Genomic DNA, 18,627 nt, shown 5'->3' on the forward strand with positions numbered 1-18,627 from the left:
TATACCGAGGCAGCTTTGAAAGCAGGCACTCTGCGGATAGTTGCCTGGCACACCATAAGGGAAACATCTGGCGCAACGCCCAACGATCACACCGGCACCTGCCGGTTTTTTTTATGCCTGGAGAAACGTATGCAGACTTCACAGCGAGGCATTGACCTCATCAAGCAGTTCGAGGGGCTTCGCCTGGAAGCCTATGACGACGGTGTAGGCGTTCAGACCGTCGGGTACGGACACACCAAAGGCGTCACCCGCGGAATGAAGATCACAGCCGCCCAGGCCGTCGACTTCCTCCGGCAAGACCTGCGTGACGCCGAGCTCGAGATTGAGCGATCCGTGAGCGTCGACCTTTGCCAGCACCAGTTCGACGCGCTGGCCTCCCTGATCTTCAACATCGGCGGCCGAGCATTCCGCGACTCGACCCTCCGGAAGAAGCTGAACGCTTGTGACCAGAAGGGCGCCGCTGCGGAGTTTGACCGGTGGGTGTATGCCGCAGGCAAGAAGCTTACTGGTCTTGTTCGCCGGCGCGCAGCTGAGCGGAAGCTGTTCGAGGACAAGCCATGACCTGGCTTCGCGCCACTCCGCTGTGGGCGTGGACGCTCGTGGGTGGCCTGTTGGTGGGTGGTGCCATTGGATGGTGGGTAAACGGTGCGCGGTGGGAGAACAAACTGTCCGTTGCGCAGAAGGAGTATGCCGAGGAACGGCAAGGGTTAGCGGAGCGAGCGCAGGAGGCAGAAGCCAAGCAGCGCCGCATCGAGAGAGAGCGTCAGCAAGCAGTCGACGAGGTCGAGCGTCATGCGTCAGAACAGATTGAGATGGCCCGTGCTGATGCTGCTCGGGCTGGCAGTGCACTTGACCGGCTGCAGCAGCGGTACGAAGCCGCAACAGCCAGTAGTCGAGCCTGCGGCAATTCCATCACTACCCAGCTCGGCCAGGCAGCCAACGACGCCGCCCGAGTGCATGCCGACGTGCTCGGCCGGGTTGGAAAGGCTGCTCAACTCTATGCTGACGTCGCCGACCGAAGGGGAATAGCGGGTTTGGCCTGCCAGACCGCTTTTGATTCACTAGAAGGAGGTAGCCGATGACGATCCAGACGAAAGACGCGTTTATCGAACTGGCCGGGCGCTTGTGGGATGAGGCGTTCCCTCAACAGCCTGAGCAGCCGAAGCCGGTCGAGGGTGCCAAACCGGTGGCAAGCCTCAACATTGGCGGAAGCACAGACGGCGAGTGGGTAAAGGGCTTCAGCAAAGACCGCAACATGATTGCGTTCGCTGCCACGCCCGACAATAAGAAACACCTGATCGTCGGCCGGACGATGAAGTTCTCCAACGGCGAGACCCGCAAGATCACCGGCAATGGCACATCAATGGGGAAGGTCTGGCTGGAGTATGACGGGGTCAAGCTTTCTCCTGTAGATGGCCCGGTCGAGATCTACGAGGGGCAGACCGTCCCAAAGCCTGAAGGGGCTCCGGAGTCGATCGCTTCGCCGGCGCCCCAGCCTGTAAAGGATGAGAGGAAGCTGGACTTCGATCTGTACCTGATGGGTGTGAACCTCGCCGGGGCTGAGTTCAACCGCGGCGTACTGCCTGGCACAGCGCCAACGAACTACCGACGAAATACGCGTGAGACTTTCCAGCGGGCGGCAGGGCATGGCTTGAAGACTATCCGCCTGCCGTTTGCATGGGAGCGATTACAGTCCACGCTGGGCGGTCCGCTGGACAAGTCGTTCCTTGCCTGGATGCACAACTGCTTTGCCTGGGCGAAGGAATTCGATCAGCGGATCATCCTGGACATGCACCAGTACTTCCGCCGCAACGTCAATGGCAAGGATGTGCTGATTGGTTCCGCCAGCGCGCCGCTGCAGCACTTCCTCGACATATGGAAGCTGATTGCCAAGGAGTTCATGGGCTATCCGAACCTCCTGGGTTACGAGCCGATGAACGAGCCCTATGCGACTGGTGGAACGTGGGGCCCGGCCGCTCAGAAGGTCGTCGATGCCATCCGCGAGGTGGACGCGAATACCCTTATCTTCGTGAATGGCGATGCCTACGCCAGCGCGCAGTATTGGATCAAGGAGCCGAACGGTAATAGGACAAACCCAATGTTCCCGCTGAGGGGCAAAGGGATCGTCTACACGGCCCACGCGTATCACGACCCCAATAGCTCGGGCATCAAGGCGAATCTAGCCGCGGACGTAGACATAAACGTCGGAGTCAACCGGTTCCGGGTCTTCGTGGAGTGGTGCAAGCAGAACGGGGTGATGGGGGCAGTGACCGAGACCGGCATTGATTACCGCCAGAACAAAACGGCGTATGACGCCCTTTACGCGACGCTTGATTACCTCACTAGCAATAACATCCTGGTCACCTACTACGCGGCCGGCGATGGCTGGACACCGACCAGCGATAATGCGCTCGAAATCAAGAAAGACGGTCAATACGTCTACTTGCCGCCGATTGATGTAATCAAGAAGTTCACCAATCGCAAGACCAGGGTCATCGGCCCTACCGCCTAACCCCTGAGCTCACGCTCAGTCCTGTCTATCTCGTTCTGCAACCTCAGCGCGTGCATCTGTACGACGGTGTCGCCTTTCTGTGGGCGGCATTTGTCGAGCTCGCGCTTGAGGTTACGCAGGCGGCGGTAGAGCAGGGTGCGGTTGTGGTCGCATATTTGGTCCATGGCATGCCCCTCTGTGGGGTTGCCAATAGGACAAATGGCGGCGAATCTCGTTCTGCTGAAGCGTCTAATACTGCCTGAATCGATGCCGTATCAACTGGCTTTCAAGAGGCCTATCTACCGCTTTCCAATTAGACAGATATACTCTGGAAGCCCCGGAAACACTGGGGAAAGAGACCTCAAACAACCATACTGCTGCATCATCGGAGTGTGTTGGCTGAGATCGCTTTGACTCATTTCCGGACCTTGCGCAAAAGGCGCTAGTGTACGGTATAGGCCCCTTACCATTAACCCCGGAGAACGACGTGGACGAGATCACACGGCTTTCAACTCAACTGGGCGAATCCCTACAGCGTTTAGGGGCACAGGTCACTACGGCCGAATCCTGCACGGGCGGCGGAATTGCAGAAGCCATCACGCGTGTCGCTGGAAGCTCTACCTGGTTCGAGGCGGGCTACGTGACCTATTCGAATGCACAAAAGGCGGCGCAACTGGATGTGCCCGAGCGGCTGTTCACATCCGTCGGCGCCGTGAGTCGCGAGGTCGTGGAAGCGATGGCCCGGGGTGCTCGGACGAAGGCCAATTCACGGTTCGCCGTAGCGGTCAGCGGTATTGCCGGGCCTGGCGGCGGTGCGCCAGAGAAGCCAGTGGGTACGGTCTGGCTCGCTTGGGCCGACGGCAGTCGCATCTACGCGCACCGCCATTTGTTCGAAGGTGATCGGGCCGCTGTACGCGGTCAGACTGTCGTCTGCGCGCTGCAAGGCTTGCTTCGTCTGTGCGCTGGAGAAATTCCCGGACAGGGGTAGGCGATTGACCCCGCTTGTGCTCTAATACTGTCTACTTATACAGTTATTGGCGGCCTCGGGCCGATTCGAGCGAGGATGTCCTGATGGATGAGAACAAGAAGCGCGCGTTATCCGCTGCGTTGGGTCAGATCGAGAAGCAGTTTGGCAAAGGCGCAGTGATGCGTATGGGTGACCATGATCGCCAGGCCATTCCTGCCATTTCGACCGGCTCGCTCGGCCTGGATATCGCGCTCGGTATCGGTGGTCTGCCAAAAGGGCGGATTGTCGAGATCTACGGTCCTGAGTCTTCCGGTAAAACCACGCTGACGCTCTCTGTTATCGCTGAGGCGCAAAAGCAAGGCGCCACGTGCGCGTTCGTCGATGCTGAGCATGCACTGGACCCTGACTACGCAGGCAAGCTGGGCGTGAATGTGGACGACCTGCTCGTATCGCAGCCCGATACCGGTGAGCAGGCGCTTGAAATCACCGACATGCTGGTGCGTTCGAACGCGGTTGACGTGATCATCGTCGACTCCGTTGCGGCCCTGGTGCCCAAGGCGGAAATCGAAGGTGAGATGGGCGATGCGCACGTAGGTCTGCAGGCGCGCTTGATGTCGCAGGCGCTGCGTAAGATCACCGGTAACATCAAGCACGCGAACTGCCTGGTTATCTTCATTAACCAGATCCGTATGAAAATTGGCGTGATGTTCGGCAACCCCGAAACCACTACCGGTGGTAACGCGCTGAAGTTCTATTCGTCCGTTCGCCTCGACATTCGTCGTACTGGCGCGGTGAAGGAAGGTGACGAAGTCGTGGGTAGCGAAACCCGCGTCAAGGTCGTCAAGAACAAGGTTGCGCCGCCGTTCCGTCAGGCAGAATTCCAGATCCTTTACGGCAAGGGCATCTACCGCCACGGTGAGGTTATCGACTTGGGTGTGCAGTTGGGCCTGCTTGAGAAGTCCGGTGCATGGTACAGCTATGAGGGCAACAAGATTGGTCAGGGCAAGGCGAATGCCGCGAAATACTTGGCCGAAAACCCGGAAGTTGGCAACACCGTCGAGAAGCTGATCCGCGACAAGCTGCTTGTCTCTAACAAGAAAGCGGATGTTGTTGCTGAAGACGCGGTAGACGCCGACCTCTGATATGCCCGTTGTGCTCGATACTCCTGTTGCTGTTCGACGCGCTGCGATGGATTTGCTGGCGCGCAGGGAGCACGGGCGTGTCGAGCTGAGCCGAAAGCTGCGCCAGCGGGGCGCAGCAGAGGCACTCATCGAAAGTGAGCTGGCCCGTCTGGCCGAAGAAGGCTTGCTGGATGAATCCCGCTACCTTGAAAGCTATATCGCGAGCCGCGCACGCTCCGGTCATGGTCCCTCGCGGATACGTGAAGAACTGGGACAGCGTGGCCTTTCCAGGGATGTCGTTCAGACTGCTATCGACCAAGCCGAAATCGATTGGAGCGAGCAGCTACGTGATATCTGGAAGCGGAAATTCGGTGTATTGCCTCGGGACGCCAAAGAGCAGGCACGCCAAGCGCGGTTTCTAGCCTATCGAGGCTATTCTCACGACCAAATCGGTCGTTTGCTGCGCGGACGTTTGGACGATTGATTTTCAACGAGCCCAATTGTCAGGGTCGTTGATATAACTGATCAGTTCTTTAAGGCGACCCTGATCCCGGCCTGTGAAGGTGAACGTGAGCGCTACTGCCTCGGTTGTGCGGGCGGTACGCGCGTCGTCTGCCGCTTCTAGCGCGTGCTGCTCGAATCCGCCACTAAGACACAAGGCCGTGTACTTCTCGTTCAGCCGAGCGATTGCCGCATCTGTCAGCAGATGGCGGTAGCGAACGGCGAATTGCGTTTTCATCCATCGCGTGGACTGGAAGTTTCGGTAGAACGCCGTGATGACGTTTGCCGCGTCCTGGACGCTATCCGTCAGATGCATCAGGTTCAGGTCTTTCGGGAGGATGTAACCGTTGGCACCGAGCTCTTCCCGGAAAAAGTCCAGGGCACGCTGCCAATAGGTTCCGCCTGGTTCGTCGAGCAGGACGATGGGGACCAGCGGGCTCTTGCCCGTTTGAATGAGCGTGAGTACTTCCATCGCTTCGTCGAGGGTCCCGAATCCTCCAGGACACAGCACCAGCGCATCCGCCTCCTTGATGAAGAACAGCTTGCGTACGAAGAAGAAGTGGAACGATAGCAGGTGCTCGCTGCCTTCGATCGTAGCATTGGCATGCTGCTCGAAGGGAAGTGTGATATTGAGACCAAGACTCTGGTCCAGGCCAGCACCTTCATGCGCTGCTGCCATGATGCCGCCGCCACCACCGGTTATGACCATAAGATCACGAGACGCGAGCGTTGCGCCCAGTTCACGTGCCTGCGCATACAGCGGATGCTCGCGTGGTGTCCGGGCGGAGCCAAACACCGTGACCTTGCGACGGTCCTTGAATTGCTCCAAAGCTCTGAACGCAGCAATCATCTCCCGAAGCGTCTGAGCAACGATCTTGCTCTCCCAGCGGCACCTGTCTTCCTGCGCCATCTGCAAGACGTGCACCAGCATCTCTCGGTACAGCGGTGCATTGCGACTTTCGCCTCGCATGACTTCCGTCAGTAGGTAGTCGACATGCTCATGCACTCGGCTCAGGCTGACGTCTAATCGCTCTGGTGAATCAGGCATGTGGGTATCTCACCACAGTCAAAGAGTGCAGGTCAGGCGCCACAGTCGGACCGGTCGAAACGCTCGGTCGCGATTGGGCTGTTCGTCTTGTACTCACTGAACTCATAGCGCAATTTGGCACCACGCTCCAGCAACTGGCGAAAGCCACGGTTGTTGCAAACGCTCTGCGTCAGCTGGTTACGCATGGCGCCCTTGTTTTCACGCATCTGTGCCGCATGTGCCGGCAGCACACTCAGGTGATTGACCAACTCCGTCCCGTCTACCGTGTAGCCGCGATCGAGGATGTTCTCGTTGATCGCTCTCGGAGTGCCAACGCTACTTTCCTTTGCAATCCGATTGAGCATGGATGAGAGCTCGTTCTCTTTGAGGGAGGCGGCGTGAACGAAAGGCGCCGAGATCGCAACGAGAAGGGCGGCGATAGTGATGCGACGGATGCGCATGAAGAAAACTCCGTGACTATGTAGCGAGAGAGATTCGACTCCCGGATCCTGCGGATGTTCTCACAAACAAGGGGGCGGGTTGTGGCCACCGAACGAACAGGCCCGCCAAAGAGTGGGTGTGTCGTTGACACAGCTGGCTGGAAAAGGATGCTCCAGGCAATGCGTAGCGATACCATGCCGCAACGGCTTTACCCGTGCGCCCATGCCGGCTGGGCGCGCATAATGCGGGGCCCGCATGTACGGCAAATCGACCTGGAGTTTGCATGTTTTATCCTGGCTTCCTTCCTGCTTCGGCCTTGCGGCCCGGCCTGGTCCATTCGGACCTGGCCTCAGGGGCAAATGGCTTTACGCGCTGGGCTGAAAACGGACGAGATTCGCGAGACCTTCGGTCCATCGAACACTGCGGAAGACGTGCAGGCCTGGGACTCTCTCGATGAATCATTCAGTGGCGCGGCTCCGAGCGGATCGGCTTGCAAGAGCGACCAAACCATTCAGGGCGCGAGGCTCCCGTACCGATCGCTGTCCGAATTGCCGCGTTCATCGCACCCATTGTTTCTGTGAGTGGAAACCACTGGTAGAGGGCCGTGCTGGCGTCTGCCTGATCATGCATGATGTGGAGCCACTCAAGCCCAGCAATACCGGCTGGTTAATCGCAGATCTGGTACCTGATACGTTCGCGTTCGGCTGGTCACGTACCGAGGTGGATCCGGCACTGCTGGCGCTGCTGGACGACCCTCAGTGGGACCCTTACGTGGTGTTTCCGGGTGAGTTCGTTCAAGCGGAGCGGGTGGTGGGAATGCCAGGTAAAAGCGATCGCCGTCCGCTGTTCATCCTGCTAGATGCGACCTGGACCGAAGCGCGGAAGATGTTTCGCAAAAGCCCATACTTGGACCGCTTCCCTGTCTTGAGTATCCAGCCGGATTCGCTCTCACGTTATCGTCTACGCCGCTCGAAACGAGACGATCACCTCTGCACGGCTGAGGTCGCTGCGCTTTGTCTTGAGCTTGCCGGCGACGAAACCGCCGCCTATGCGCTGGATGCCTATCTTGACCTGTTCAGCGAACGTTACCTGCAGGGCAAGCGCGGGTTGCCCGTCAATCTTCTAAGTGCTGCGCACGAATGCGTGAGGCCTTACCTCATGGGCGAGTCCGATTCCGGTGCGTGATACCCCGCTTCGCGGCGTGGCCAGAGTTGGGCCACCAGCATGCCCACCAGCATCAGGGCACAGCCAGCATAGCCGCGTCCATCCAGCGATTCGTTGAGCATAAGCGCGCCGGCGATCGCTGCGAATACGGCTTCGAGCGAAAATATGATGGCGGCATGCGAAGCGATGGCGTTGCGTTGAGCGACGAGCTGAAGCGTGTAGCCAATGGCGACGCCAATCAGGCCACCATACAGAACGGCTGGAAGGGCGGCCTTAATGGCCTGCCAGGCGATTGGTTCGAAGGCGACTGCAAGCCCGAGGCTTATCAAGCCACAAACGCCTAGCTGTTGCATGGCGAGGCGGAGTGGATCGCGCGTCGCTACCAGATGGCCGACGAGTATTACATGTACCGCCCAAAGTACTGCACCAATAAGCTGAAGCCAGTCTCCGGATGCCACGCTGAATCCCTCACCCACGCTCAGCATGAACATGCCTACAACTGCGAGCGCTGCACCACCCCAGGTGCCAAGGCCTGCGCGGTGGCCCAGCACGATGCCAATCAGCGGGACGATGATCACGTAGAGCCCTGTAATGAATCCCGCATTGGTGACTGTCGTGAAGAGCAGTCCTACCTGTTGCAGGTTGGCGGCCGTGGTCAGGACAACACCAAGGAGGAGGCCACCGAGCCAGTCGTTTCGCTGGGGTATGGCTCTTGGTTTGCGCGGCCAATAATGCAGCAGGGGCAGTAGGGCCAGGGTCGCGAGACAGAAACGAAGTCCGTTATAAAGAAAGGGGCCGATGTGGTCCATGCCGGCTCGCTGTGCCACGAAGGCGCTGCCCCAGATGATTGCTGTAACCAGCATGAGAAAGTCAGCATGCAGGGCGCGCGGATACATGAAGGCCTCCAGCCGTCAAATCGGCGAACTGTGCAGCAAACCACCGGCCTTGACCACCCCAGGCGGTCTCGTCATGCTTTGGCGTGTGTGCCGTCGCGATGACCAGTCCGTGTCCTGCCCATCCGAGGTGAGACGTTGGTCTGGCTGAGCGATGTCGAGCAGGAAGCCGAACCGTGGGCGTAGGCCTTCAAGAAGAACAATCAGGAACAGGTCCTAATGGCCGGATATAACATACTTATTGCGGACGACCACCCGCTGTTCAGAAGCGCAATGCGCCAGGCGCTGACGATGGGCCTGGGGGCGGAGATACGACTGGTAGAGGCCTCCAGCATTTCCGAGCTCGAGCAATGCCTCAATGAGAACAGCGACTGGGACCTCGTATTGCTCGATCTCAATATGCCAGGCGCCTACGGTTTCTCCGGGCTCGCGTTGCTGCGCGGTCAATATCCCCATGTTCCTGTGGTGATGGTGTCAGCCGAAGAGGAGCCCGCCGTCATGGCCCGCGCCCGCGAGTTTGGCGCGATGGGTTTCATACCGAAATCAAGTTCCCTCGAAGCGATCCAACACGCTGTCCAGGCGGTCCTGGACGGCGATACTTCCTGGCCAAGCCAAGCGCTTAGCGAGGTACAGGTCAGTGCCGAGGCCAGAGCAGCCAGTGAAGGCTTGGCCAGCCTGACCCCCCAACAGTTCCGCGTACTCACCATGGTGTGCGAAGGCCTGCTCAACAAGCAGATTGCATACGAGCTCAGCGTGTCCGAAGCGACCGTCAAGGCGCATGTCACCGCGATTTTCAGGAAACTCGGCGTGCGTACCCGAACGCAGGCGGCGCTTCTGCTTCAGCAGCTCGAATCCATCCCCAGCGGATAGTTAGGCGAATGGTGGAAGGTCAATCTCGTGGCTTCGCGCAATGCCCGCTGTCATGGCGCGGCATTGGTCCAGGAACTCTGCCATGGCGGCCGTCTGATACTTTTGGCGATGCCAGATAAAGGAGAAATGGCGACTCAGGTCGATCTCCGGCGTTTCGATGGCGACGAGGCTGCCTCTCGCAAGGGCATCCTTCAACGCGAGCCGGGAAATGCAGCCTATGCCGAGCCCGGACTCCACGGCCCTTGTAATGGCTTCGGTATGTTCAAGCTCAAGTCTGACATCGAGCCGGGTACGACAATGACGCATGGCCTGGTCGAAGGTCAGGCGTGTACCTGAGCCCTGTTCGCGAAGTATCCAGGCCTCGCGCGCAAGTTCATCAAGCGTCGCGTGCCGTTTCTCTGCCAATGCGTGGCGCGGTGAGCAGAACACGACGAGCTCGTCTTCAATCCAGTGCTGGACCTCAACTTCGTCGTGGTTGCAGTCACCTTCGATGAGGCCGAGGTCAAGCTCGTAATGAAGGATCTGCTGAACGATATGCGCCGTATTCTGAACCTGCAGTTTCACTTGGCATTCCGGATGGCGCTGCATGAATTCGCCGATCAATCGGGTCGCAAGGTAGTTGCCAATCGTCAGCGTCGCGCCAACGACGAGCGAGCCATAGCCACTTTTGCCGTTGAGCAGGTCCTCGATTTCCCGCGCCTGATCCAGCAGAGATACTGCTTTTGGCAATAGCTGCGCACCCAGTGCGTTGAGGCTCAAACGCTTGCCCGCGCGGTCAAAGAGCTGGCAGCCGCTCTGGCGCTCGAGTTCCGCCAGCGACGTACTGGCAGCAGATTGGGAAAGGGCGAGTGACTCGGCCGCGCGCGAGACACTTTCCTGTCGCGCGACCGCGGCGAAAACCTGAAGCTGACGTAAGGTAAATCTCATATCTATATAACCGATTAGCTATATCTTGATAATTCACTTAACAGATATTGTGGACGACCTTAGAATTCGCGGCAATCTCGCCTTATACCGGTGTTCACGCCGTTGGCGGCATCTTCCGGTCAGCAGCACGTGCTGTTGGGCCCCTATTTCTTGAGAGGAATCAATGAGCAATCTGAACGTTGAGCGCGTGCTCAGTGTGCATCACTGGAACGACACCCTGTTCAGCTTCAAAACGACCCGCAATCCCGGGCTGCGTTTTGAGAACGGGCAATTCGTCATGATCGGCCTGGAGGTCAACGGCCGCCCACTGATGCGCGCCTATTCGATTGCCAGTCCCAACTATGAAGAGCACCTCGAGTTCTTCAGCATCAAGGTGCCGGATGGCCCCCTGACTTCGCGCCTGCAGCATCTCAAGGAAGGTGACGAAATTATGGTTAGCCGCAAGCCTACCGGTACGCTGATCCTCGGCGACCTGCTTCCGGCCAAGCACCTCTATCTGCTGAGCACCGGAACGGGCCTCGCGCCGTTCATGAGCGTGATTCAGGACCCAGAAGCGTACGAGCGGTTCGAGAAGGTCATTCTCATCCATGGTGTTCGTTACGCCAATGAGGTTGCCTACGAGCAGTTCATCACCGAGCACCTGCCACAGAACGAATTCTTCGGCGAGGAAGTTCGTGAAAAGCTGATCTACTACCCGACGGTCACCCGTGAGCCATTCCGAAATCAGGGCCGTTTGACCGACCTGATGCGTAGCGGAAAACTGTTCAGCGACATCGGTCTGCCTCCGATCAATCCACAGGATGACCGCGCCATGATTTGCGGCAGCCCCAGCATGCTGGACGAGACGAGCGAAGTGCTGGATGGATTTGGCCTGAAGATCTCCCCACGCATGGGCGAGCCAGGCGACTACCTGATTGAGCGCGCCTTCGTCGAGAAGTAAGCGACGGCATAAAAAACCCGCTACTACGGCGGGTTTTTTTTGGCTTCAGGCCGGCGCGACATCAAGCACGCGGATAACGCCGGGTTCAGGGTAATGCCAGTGAACCTCGACGTCCCAGAAGCGGGTACCGTAACGGCGTTCAGGCGATGGTTGCTGGTAGGCCGGTCGCGGATCCTGCGCAAGGCATTGTTCGATCAGATCGTCGAGAGGCTCGTTCAGCCTATTCGAATGCGCTACTGCCTGCTGCCGCGCTGAAGAGTCCCAGGTCACCTTGATTGCCGCGGGTGCCGCGTCTGCGAGCAGGTTGTGCGCTGTATCTATGGCGTCTGCATACGGCACATAGGGCTTCACGTCCAACACGGGCGTGCCATCGAGTAGGTCGATTCCGGACAGCAACAGTCGTCCCGGTTCGGCGCGCTCAAGCCGAACCACGGACTGGCCTAGCCCATTCGGACGGTGGGTGGCCCGACTGGCGAAGACGCCGATGTACCGGTTGCCACCCAGACGAGGGGGGCGCACCTTGAGGCGGGGCTTATCCTCGAGCGCCTGGTGGAAGAGGAACAGCAACCAGACGTGGCTGACGTGCTCCAGGCCTTGAACTGCCTCGGCTCGATCAAAGGGAGGGTGCAATTCGAGCCAGCCCCGGGCGGCAGGCGCCAGCTGCGGTTGCCGTGGTATCGCGAACTTCTCCTTGAAGCAGGAGTGAAGGGTTCCGATCGGTGAAACGGTGTAAGACATTCTGTGCGTCCGTATGGCAAGCCGCAATGGTAGCCGAAGGGCCGCGCTACCTGGCAAACAGCTCGAGTTGCTCGCCACCCTTACGCAGGTCGGTGAGCCGTGCGCCAACGCCCAGCAGGCGAACCGGACGGTCGCCACGCGCGTAGGCGGCTGTCAAAAGGCGTGCATAACTCGTCGCATCGAAGCCCGCTCCCGCCTGCTCGAGCGTGGTCTGGGTGAAGTCGTGGAACTTGAGCTTCACGAACGGCTTTTCGAGACGATAACTACTGTCCAGTCGGGTCATGCGAGTGGTGAGTTCCTCCAGAAGCCCTGGAAGCTGTGCGAGGCATGCATCAAGGTCCGGCAGGTCTCGCTCGAACGTGTTTTCGACACTGAGCGACTGGCGTCGGCCATCTACCTGGACGGGGCGGTTGTCCTCGCCACGTGCCAAGTTGTAGAGGCGCTCCCCGAAGCTGCCGAATTCGCGGGCAAGCGTACGACGCTCCCATTGGCGCAGGTCTGAGCACGTCGTGATGCCCAAGCGAGCGAGTTTATCGGCCGTTACCTTACCAACGCCATGCAACCGGTTGACCGGCAATTCCGCAACGAACGCGTCGACCTGATGGGGCGCGATAACGAACAAACCATCCGGCTTGCGCCAGTCGCTTGCGATCTTTGCGAGGAACTTGTTTGGGGCCACCCCAGCCGAGACGGTGACCCTGACTTCCTCCCATGTCCGTCGCCGGATGTCCTGGGCGATACGCGTTGCGCTGCCCTCGAAGAATGGACTGTCGCTGACATCGAGGTATGCCTCATCCAGCGAAAGGGGTTCTATAAGGGGCGTGTAGTCACGGAAGATAGCCTGGATTTCCTTCGAGACAGCGCGGTACACCTCGAATCGAGGCTTCACGATGAGCAGATCCGGACACAGTTTCATGGCGTGGCGGGACGACATCGCCGATCGAACCCCATAGGCCCGCGCTTCGTAATTACAGGTCGCGATGACGCCCCTGCGCTCAGCCGAGCCGCCAACCGCCAGCGGGCGGTTGGCCAGCCTGGGGTCGTCGCGCATCTCGATAGCGGCGTAGAAGCAGTCGCAATCTATGTGAACGATTTTTCGCAGCGTCATGGTCTCGGATCACACGGAACGCGTCATTATGAAGCGTCCCGCGGCCAATGCCAGCCCGCGCCGGCGCTGCGCTTACGAGCGGCAGCATTCCGTAGGGCGCACGTAAGTATTTGCTGGTATGACACTTTTTTCGAAATGCCTGTTGACAGCATCGCGGATCCGAGTAGAATGGCCGACATCAGACGCGGGATGGAGCAGTCTGGTAGCTCGTCGGGCTCATAACCCGAAGGTCGTCGGTTCAAATCCGGCTCCCGCAACCAAATATAGCCGAAACCCCGATTGCGAAAGCAATCGGGGTTTTTGCTTTTCTGCGTTGCTGAACGGCATGTGCCGAATGCGTTGGCCTCCATGGCGGTGCTTCTTCACAGCTCTCGCAGCGCCGAATGCTTTAGCAGCAAGGTGGGTCGCCTATTCCTTCAAAACGGGATCGCTACGCTGCGCGGCGGCCCGTTCTGATTCTCGGCGCTTCTTCAGCGCCATTTGAGCGGTCTTTTGCGCTGCGTTTGAGAACAGCCATACCACTTAGGCTTTCCGTCGCATGCAGAGGCGCCATCCAGGCTGCTTACGCTTCCTTCTTCCTTGACCGGAACGCGGCAACCTTCATTCGCGTCCCGCACGTAGCCATGCTGCACCAGCGGCGGCGGCCGGATTTGGTGGTGTCAGTGAAAAGCAGCACGCAATCGTGTGCTTCGCATTCCTTCACGCGCGCGAGTCGATCACCCGTAAGCAGCGCCACCATTGCGGTGGCGACGGGGTAGAGAAGACTCTCTGGCTGTCCATTGCGGGGACGATCCGTCACGGTAAACGCGTTTGCTTGCTTATCCCATTCCACGACCCGATACGGGCAGCCCTTCTCCAGCACTTCATTGAGAACATTCGGCTCAGAAGTAGACGTGCCCGCCCGTGCAGCTTCCAGCAACCGCTTGCACTCTTCACGAAGACTGCGTGCAAGCGTGCATAGGCCTTCCGGGAGAGCAGGCAGGGCGCCGGCCGAAAATCCCGCAAGGCCCAGCCAGGTATGTACCGCCACATCATCGGTCAGACAGTCATGTTCGTTCGACCCCATGCCGTAACGCGTGTTGACGAAGTCGAGGGCCGGATCCCCTGCAACGAACTGAGGGAGCGGAATATCAGTAGGCATTGCTCGTCTCGATGTAACCAGTAAATCGTGTTTGACAGGTTACTAAATTGATGAGTAACCTTCAAATTGTCTTTTTACAGGTTACAAGGAGAAGGCTATGGCCCGCGCTGGTTCGATCACGTATCCATGCACGGCTGATCCTGATCACTCGGCAGTGCACCACAGGTATGAGCAGGTAGGAGCCGTGAACGTGTTCTATCGCGAGGCAGGTGAGCGGGGCAGGCCAGGCGTTTTGTTGCTTCATGGCTTCGCTGCGTCGTCTTACATGTACCGCGACGTTATCAGGGCGCTCGCGGACAGATACCATGTGGTCGCACCGGATCTGCCTGCCTTTGGCTTCACGGAAAGTCCCGCGCGTGGCGACTATGACTATTCGTTCGAGCAGCTCGCGAAAACGATGATCGGGTTCGTGGACGGGCTGGGTATCGACCGGTTCGCGATGGTTGTCCATGACTACGGCGCGCCTGTAGGTTGGCGTATTGCGGCGGCACATCCTGAACGCATCACGGCGATCGTTTCACAGAATGGCAATGCGTATGAGCAAGGTCTTGGCGAGGGGTGGGCGCCTATCCGGCGCTACTGGGCGGCGCCGACTGCCGAGAACCGCGCTGCCCTGCACGACTTTCCGACGCCAGCGTCCGTGAAGTGGCAGTACCTTGAGGGTGTGCCGGATCCCAGCCTAGTCGCGCCCGATGGCTATACGCTTGAAGGTCTTCAGGTATCTAAGCCAGGCAATGCAGACATTCAGCTCGACCTGGTACTGAACTACGCCACCAATGTTGCGAAGTATCCGGAGTTCCAGACGTATTTTCGTCGCTACCAGCCACCACTGCTTGCGGTGTGGGGAAGGAATGACCCGTTCTTTCTTCCGGCGGGCGCAGAAGCCTGGCGGCGCGATATTCCAGAGTCGGACATTCGTTTCTATGAAACGGGCCACTTCGCGCTGGAGACGCATGCGGACGAGATCATCCCTGTCATTCGCAACTTCCTCGACGCGCACCTCCAGCAAGATTGAGTCCTGTCAGTGGTTCGGCGGTGCAGGCGGGTGCGATGGGTGACAAACGCAATTGGGTCAGGAAACCCACCGACACGGCACTGTCATCTACGAAAGCTAACCTCCCGCGGGCGGCGGTTCGGGCGGCGCCGTAGCCTTCGCGGTGCCGCGGCAGGTTGCCCGAAGCGGTGCCCGGATCGTGCAGAGCAGGGCGTCTGGGATGGGCTATTTTGGCGCTATTCACGGTGTCCAGGTCTTCTGGCATGATGCCGCCGCCGGAGAGCGTTATTGCCCAGACCTGACAGTGACTCGTTCCCCTCGACGATCCCTGGAGAGGCCCCGTCCGCCGTGCGCAGACGGGGCCTTTCTTCATCTGAGGTTATTGGTACTACGCTAAAGCAGTAGGGATAACGCATGCCTGCGCTGGCTAACCGGCAGGGATCTATCGGAACGATTGTGCCGAGCATGGTCTCTGTAAGGTCGAACCCACCGAAACGGCATGTCGGCGACTGGCCTAGAAAGGGAGCCGCGGATAATCATCAACCCCGGCACACACACATTCCAGCGACAAACAGGCACTGTTTATATTTGCGTCGCATGCACGTCCGAGTGGAGGTGCTTAACCGCCGGCGCACCATTTTGAGGGTTTCATGAGCGCTACCGAGTCTGCTCCCGATCCAACGTCCTCTTCTAGTGTCAATCACAAGCCGGTTCCTCCACCTGCTTTGCCATGGCGCCTCCTCGAGCGCTTGACTGCCTACCGAAGGCCAATCGAGCTCGGCGCGACGCTGTTGTTGTTTGGCATTGCCCTTGTGGTATGCCATCGGCTGCTCTTGGAAATTGATCCCGGTACGCTGCATGAGGCGGTTCTGGCGATACCGCGAGGTGCCTTGGTTGGGGCCGTGCTGGCGACTGTTTTCGGTTACATCGTTCTTTTGGGGTATGAGTGGTCCGCATTGCGGTTCGCAGGCGCCACCCTACCTGCCAGGACGTGGCTATTAGGCGGTTTTACCGCGTTCGCGATTGGCAACACGGTGGGACTCGCCATGCTATCGGGCGGGTCAGTCCGATACCGGCTGTATTCGAGAGAGGGCCTTGGCGCGCTGCAGGTCGCGCGGATGACCGTTTTTGCCAGCCTTTCCCTTGGCCTGGCGCTGCCGCCCCTGGCAGCGATCGCCGCCCTAAGTGATCTGTCGGCGGCGCAAGGAGCCTTGAAAGTACCCTCACCGATAATCGCAGCGGTCTCGGTTGCGATCCTTGTCCTATACGTATTGGCCATGGTGATCGTCCGGTGGCGGCGGCTTGCGGAAAAACCGTCTCCGGAAAGCCTGTTGACCCGTGTTGGGCGCGTCACCCTGCGACTGCCAACCTTCCGGCTTGCCATGCTCCAGCTGCTCATCACTTTGCTGGATGTCTTGGCTGCCGCTGCCGTGCTGTACCTGCTGATTCCGGAATCGCCACCGTTTGGCACGTTCCTGCTTGTTTACCTGCTCGCATTGGCCGCTGGCGTACTTAGCCATGTGCCTGGCGGTGTGGGTGTTTTCGAGGCAGTCTTTCTGGCGGCGTTCGCGGGGCAGCTCGGCGCTGCTCCCCTGGCAGCCGGGCTGCTCGTCTACCGACTCATCTATTTATTGCTTCCGTTCGCCATCGGCTGTGTCGCCCTGTTGATCAATGAGGGGCGGCGTTTCCTGCCAACGCGGTCAGCGATTCGAATCGCCTCCGGGCTCGCGGCGCCCGTGCTTGCGATGCTCGTGTTTTTGGCCGGTGTAGTTCTGCTCTTCTCCGGTGTCACGCCTACGGCCGATAACCGACTCGATGTTCTTGATTTTGTGATACCGGTATCGCTGATCAGCCTCTCGCACTTTGGCGCCAGCCTGGTTGGGGTTCTCTGCCTGCTTTTGGCGCTCGGGCTTCGCCGTCGCCTTTCGGCGGCCTGGGCGTTGACGCTGTGCCTGCTTGTCGCCGGCGCCATTCTTTCGTTGCTCAAGGGCTTGGACTGGGAAGAAGCGAGCATCCTGATGCTGACGGCAGCGCTGCTCGTGGTTTTCCGCAACTCGTTTTATCGCCGGAGCCGACTGCTGGAGCTGCCATTTTCGCCCTTGTATGTCGTTGCGAGCCTATGCGTTATCGGCGCCTCGATCTGGCTGCTCTTCTTCGTCTATAAGGACGTATCGTACGAAAACCAGTTGTGGTGGCAGTTTGCGTTGGATGCCGATGCACCGAGAGGGCTTCGAGCGGCGCTGGGTAGCACTGTGCTGCTTTTGGTGCTTTCGCTGGGCTGGCTGTTGCGCGCCGCACCGCCGCCGATCCAGCGTCCCGATGAGGCGGCCCTCGCACGTGCATTAAATGTTGTGCGAGCGTCGGCGCAGCCCGATGGGGGGTTGGTCATGACGGGTGACAAGGCGCTGCTTTTTCACGACACCGAAGAAGCCTTCATCATGTACGGCCGCCGGGGGCGTAGCCTCATCGCGCTGTTCGATCCCATTGGCAAGGCGCAGGCCCGTGCGGAGCTCATCTGGAAATTCCGTGACCTGTGCGACCTGCACCACGCACGGCCCGTTTTCTATCAGGTGCGCGCGGAAAACCTGCCGTTCTACATGGACATCGGCCTCACTGCTCTGAAACTCGGCGAGGAGGCAAGGGTCGATCTGGCTGCTTTTGATCTGGACAGTAAAGGCAAGAAGGACCTTCGCTATACCTGGAACCGAGGTGGGCGTGATGGGCTTTGTGTCGAGTTCCACGAGCCAGGCGAAGCGCCCATGGAGGAGCTGAAGGAAATCTCGGATGTCTGGCTGAAGAGCAAGCACGTCCGAGAAAAAGGTTTCTCTCTTGGTCGCTTCGATGAGACCTACCTCAAACACTTCCGCATGGCTGTGGTGCGCTTTCAGGGCAAGGCTGTTGCATTCGCGAACCTGCTCGAAACCGAGCGGCAGGACCTTGCAAGCCTGGACCTCATGCGGGTGGCCGCCGATGCACCCAAGTTGACGATGGAGTTCCTGATGTTGGGGCTCATCCTGCATTACAAAGCCAAGGGCGTGGCGCGGTTCAGCCTGGGCATGGTTCCGCTCGCCGGGCTTCACCCGCGACGCGGTGCACCCATTACGCAGCGCCTTGGCGCAATGGTGTTCCGACGGGGGGAGCAGTTCTACAACTTCCAGGGGCTCCGCCGTTTCAAGGATAAGTTCGATCCAGAGTGGGAGCCGCGCTACATGGCGGTGCCTGCGGGGCTCGATCCGCTCGTGGCGTTCGCGGATACCGCGGCCCTCATCGCGGGTGGCTATACCGGTTTGGTGAAGCGTTGAGG

The 18,627-nt window shown here is 59.3% G+C and carries 19 protein-coding genes and 1 tRNA gene; 12 read left to right on the forward strand and 8 right to left on the reverse strand.

All coding sequences use genetic code 11. The features are described 5' to 3' along the window. Window positions 1-129 precede the first annotated feature (129 nt). Genes ACY8D3_RS05465 through ACY8D3_RS05475 form a run of 3 tightly spaced genes read left to right on the forward strand, consistent with a single transcriptional unit; the run spans window position 130 to window position 2,512 of the window. Complete coding sequence (locus ACY8D3_RS05465; RefSeq protein WP_462382335.1) at window positions 130-561, forward strand: lysozyme; 432 nt, start codon at window positions 130-132, stop codon at window positions 559-561. Continuing rightward, window positions 558-1,082 carry a DUF2514 family protein gene (locus ACY8D3_RS05470; protein WP_462382337.1) on the forward strand — a complete coding sequence of 175 codons (525 nt, stop codon included), beginning with the start codon at window positions 558-560 and terminating at the stop codon, window positions 1,080-1,082. Before ACY8D3_RS05465 ends, ACY8D3_RS05470 begins: the two co-directional genes overlap by 4 nt. Next, entirely contained in the window at window positions 1,079-2,512 is a 1,434-nt protein-coding gene (locus ACY8D3_RS05475; protein ID WP_462382338.1) for a glycoside hydrolase family 5 protein, read from the forward strand. Before ACY8D3_RS05470 ends, ACY8D3_RS05475 begins: the two co-directional genes overlap by 4 nt. On the opposite strand, the gene ACY8D3_RS05480 is transcribed toward ACY8D3_RS05475, so the two are convergent. Next, entirely contained in the window at window positions 2,509-2,676 is a 168-nt protein-coding gene (locus tag ACY8D3_RS05480) for a hypothetical protein (RefSeq protein ID WP_462382339.1), read from the reverse strand. The two genes, ACY8D3_RS05475 and ACY8D3_RS05480, sit on opposite strands and share 4 nt — an antisense overlap. A 302-nt stretch (window positions 2,677-2,978) precedes the next feature. Between ACY8D3_RS05480 and ACY8D3_RS05485 the strand changes: the two genes are divergently transcribed. From ACY8D3_RS05485 to recX, 3 genes are all read left to right on the forward strand, one after another. Beyond that, window positions 2,979-3,479, forward strand: coding sequence for a CinA family protein (locus tag ACY8D3_RS05485; protein WP_462382340.1), 501 nt, complete (start codon window positions 2,979-2,981; stop codon window positions 3,477-3,479). Window positions 3,480-3,562: 83 nt separating this feature from the next. Continuing rightward, entirely contained in the window at window positions 3,563-4,600 is a 1,038-nt protein-coding gene (gene recA / locus ACY8D3_RS05490; protein WP_462382342.1) for a recombinase RecA, read from the forward strand. 1 nt (window position 4,601) lies between these two features. After that, window positions 4,602-5,063, forward strand: coding sequence for a recombination regulator RecX (recX, locus tag ACY8D3_RS05495; RefSeq protein WP_462382344.1), 462 nt, complete (start codon window positions 4,602-4,604; stop codon window positions 5,061-5,063). A 3-nt stretch (window positions 5,064-5,066) separates the two neighbouring features. On the opposite strand, the gene ACY8D3_RS05500 is transcribed toward recX, so the two are convergent. Then, complete coding sequence (locus tag ACY8D3_RS05500) at window positions 5,067-6,128, reverse strand: LOG family protein (RefSeq protein ID WP_462382346.1); 1,062 nt, start codon at window positions 6,126-6,128, stop codon at window positions 5,067-5,069. Window positions 6,129-6,160: 32 nt separating this feature from the next. Next, the gene (locus ACY8D3_RS05505) at window positions 6,161-6,568 is read right to left on the reverse strand and encodes a PA3611 family quorum-sensing-regulated virulence factor (RefSeq protein ID WP_462382348.1); all 408 of its coding nucleotides are present in this window, start codon (window positions 6,566-6,568) and stop codon (window positions 6,161-6,163) included. Between the two features lie 433 nt (window positions 6,569-7,001). Between ACY8D3_RS05505 and ACY8D3_RS05510 the strand changes: the two genes are divergently transcribed. Then, on the forward strand, window positions 7,002-7,733 hold the full coding sequence (locus ACY8D3_RS05510) for a tRNA-uridine aminocarboxypropyltransferase (protein WP_462382350.1): 732 nt from the start codon (window positions 7,002-7,004) through the stop codon (window positions 7,731-7,733). Here the strand turns inward: ACY8D3_RS05510 and ACY8D3_RS05515 are convergent. Further along, on the reverse strand, window positions 7,700-8,608 hold the full coding sequence (locus ACY8D3_RS05515; RefSeq protein ID WP_462382352.1) for a DMT family transporter: 909 nt from the start codon (window positions 8,606-8,608) through the stop codon (window positions 7,700-7,702). The two genes, ACY8D3_RS05510 and ACY8D3_RS05515, sit on opposite strands and share 34 nt — an antisense overlap. Before the next feature lie 216 nt (window positions 8,609-8,824). Here ACY8D3_RS05515 and erdR point away from each other — a divergent pair, with 216 nt between their 5' ends. Further along, a complete protein-coding gene (erdR, locus tag ACY8D3_RS05520) occupies window positions 8,825-9,475 on the forward strand; it encodes a response regulator transcription factor ErdR (RefSeq protein ID WP_462382354.1) in 651 nt (216 codons plus the stop codon). Here erdR and ACY8D3_RS05525 read toward each other — a convergent pair whose 3' ends face one another. After that, on the reverse strand, window positions 9,476-10,402 hold the full coding sequence (locus ACY8D3_RS05525; RefSeq protein ID WP_462382355.1) for a LysR family transcriptional regulator: 927 nt from the start codon (window positions 10,400-10,402) through the stop codon (window positions 9,476-9,478). It abuts the gene before it with no gap. A 163-nt stretch (window positions 10,403-10,565) separates the two neighbouring features. Here ACY8D3_RS05525 and fpr point away from each other — a divergent pair, with 163 nt between their 5' ends. Further along, window positions 10,566-11,342: a ferredoxin-NADP reductase gene (gene fpr / locus ACY8D3_RS05530; protein WP_462382357.1), complete on the forward strand. Its 777-nt coding sequence runs from the start codon at window positions 10,566-10,568 to the stop codon at window positions 11,340-11,342. 45 nt (window positions 11,343-11,387) lie between these two features. Here fpr and tsaA read toward each other — a convergent pair whose 3' ends face one another. Then, window positions 11,388-12,080, reverse strand: a complete 693-nt coding sequence (gene tsaA, locus ACY8D3_RS05535) for a tRNA (N6-threonylcarbamoyladenosine(37)-N6)-methyltransferase TrmO (RefSeq protein ID WP_462382358.1) — start codon at window positions 12,078-12,080, stop codon at window positions 11,388-11,390. 46 nt (window positions 12,081-12,126) lie between these two features. Next, window positions 12,127-13,182 (reverse strand): DNA polymerase IV, encoded by a 1,056-nt coding sequence (gene dinB / locus ACY8D3_RS05540; RefSeq protein WP_462384254.1) that lies wholly within the window; start codon window positions 13,180-13,182, stop codon window positions 12,127-12,129. Between the two features lie 189 nt (window positions 13,183-13,371). On the opposite strand from dinB, the gene ACY8D3_RS05545 reads away from it, so the two are divergent. After that, window positions 13,372-13,448: transfer RNA gene (locus tag ACY8D3_RS05545), tRNA-Met, on the forward strand. 302 nt (window positions 13,449-13,750) lie between these two features. Here ACY8D3_RS05545 and ACY8D3_RS05550 read toward each other — a convergent pair. Then, window positions 13,751-14,329 (reverse strand): CGNR zinc finger domain-containing protein, encoded by a 579-nt coding sequence (locus tag ACY8D3_RS05550; protein WP_462382360.1) that lies wholly within the window; start codon window positions 14,327-14,329, stop codon window positions 13,751-13,753. A 97-nt stretch (window positions 14,330-14,426) separates the two neighbouring features. On the opposite strand from ACY8D3_RS05550, the gene ACY8D3_RS05555 reads away from it, so the two are divergent. Further along, window positions 14,427-15,344 (forward strand): alpha/beta fold hydrolase, encoded by a 918-nt coding sequence (locus ACY8D3_RS05555; protein WP_462382362.1) that lies wholly within the window; start codon window positions 14,427-14,429, stop codon window positions 15,342-15,344. A 629-nt stretch (window positions 15,345-15,973) separates the two neighbouring features. Continuing rightward, the gene (mprF, locus tag ACY8D3_RS05560; protein WP_462382364.1) at window positions 15,974-18,625 is read left to right on the forward strand and encodes a bifunctional lysylphosphatidylglycerol flippase/synthetase MprF; all 2,652 of its coding nucleotides are present in this window, start codon (window positions 15,974-15,976) and stop codon (window positions 18,623-18,625) included. The last annotated feature ends 2 nt before the right edge of the window (window positions 18,626-18,627 follow it).

It is taken from the genome of Pseudomonas sp. Marseille-QA0892, assembly GCF_054950135.1.

Excerpts from the sequence above, each read along its gene's own strand:
- ACY8D3_RS05465 (WP_462382335.1), top strand. The coding sequence starts at position 130 with ATGCAGACTTCACAGCGAGGCATTGACCTCATCAAGCAGTTCGAGGGG.
- ACY8D3_RS05470 (WP_462382337.1), top strand. The coding sequence starts at position 558 with ATGACCTGGCTTCGCGCCACTCCGCTGTGGGCGTGGACGCTCGTGGGT.
- ACY8D3_RS05475 (WP_462382338.1), top strand. The coding sequence starts at position 1,079 with ATGACGATCCAGACGAAAGACGCGTTTATCGAACTGGCCGGGCGCTTG.
- ACY8D3_RS05480 (WP_462382339.1), bottom strand. The coding sequence starts at position 2,676 with ATGGACCAAATATGCGACCACAACCGCACCCTGCTCTACCGCCGCCTG.
- recA (WP_462382342.1), top strand. The coding sequence starts at position 3,563 with ATGGATGAGAACAAGAAGCGCGCGTTATCCGCTGCGTTGGGTCAGATC.
- recX (WP_462382344.1), top strand. The coding sequence starts at position 4,602 with ATGCCCGTTGTGCTCGATACTCCTGTTGCTGTTCGACGCGCTGCGATG.
- ACY8D3_RS05500 (WP_462382346.1), bottom strand. The coding sequence starts at position 6,128 with ATGCCTGATTCACCAGAGCGATTAGACGTCAGCCTGAGCCGAGTGCAT.
- ACY8D3_RS05505 (WP_462382348.1), bottom strand. The coding sequence starts at position 6,568 with ATGCGCATCCGTCGCATCACTATCGCCGCCCTTCTCGTTGCGATCTCG.
- ACY8D3_RS05510 (WP_462382350.1), top strand. The coding sequence starts at position 7,002 with ATGAATCATTCAGTGGCGCGGCTCCGAGCGGATCGGCTTGCAAGAGCG.
- ACY8D3_RS05515 (WP_462382352.1), bottom strand. The coding sequence starts at position 8,608 with ATGTATCCGCGCGCCCTGCATGCTGACTTTCTCATGCTGGTTACAGCA.
- erdR (WP_462382354.1), top strand. The coding sequence starts at position 8,825 with ATGGCCGGATATAACATACTTATTGCGGACGACCACCCGCTGTTCAGA.
- ACY8D3_RS05525 (WP_462382355.1), bottom strand. The coding sequence starts at position 10,402 with ATGAGATTTACCTTACGTCAGCTTCAGGTTTTCGCCGCGGTCGCGCGA.
- fpr (WP_462382357.1), top strand. The coding sequence starts at position 10,566 with ATGAGCAATCTGAACGTTGAGCGCGTGCTCAGTGTGCATCACTGGAAC.
- tsaA (WP_462382358.1), bottom strand. The coding sequence starts at position 12,080 with ATGTCTTACACCGTTTCACCGATCGGAACCCTTCACTCCTGCTTCAAG.
- ACY8D3_RS05550 (WP_462382360.1), bottom strand. The coding sequence starts at position 14,329 with ATGCCTACTGATATTCCGCTCCCTCAGTTCGTTGCAGGGGATCCGGCC.
- ACY8D3_RS05555 (WP_462382362.1), top strand. The coding sequence starts at position 14,427 with ATGGCCCGCGCTGGTTCGATCACGTATCCATGCACGGCTGATCCTGAT.
- mprF (WP_462382364.1), top strand. The coding sequence starts at position 15,974 with ATGAGCGCTACCGAGTCTGCTCCCGATCCAACGTCCTCTTCTAGTGTC.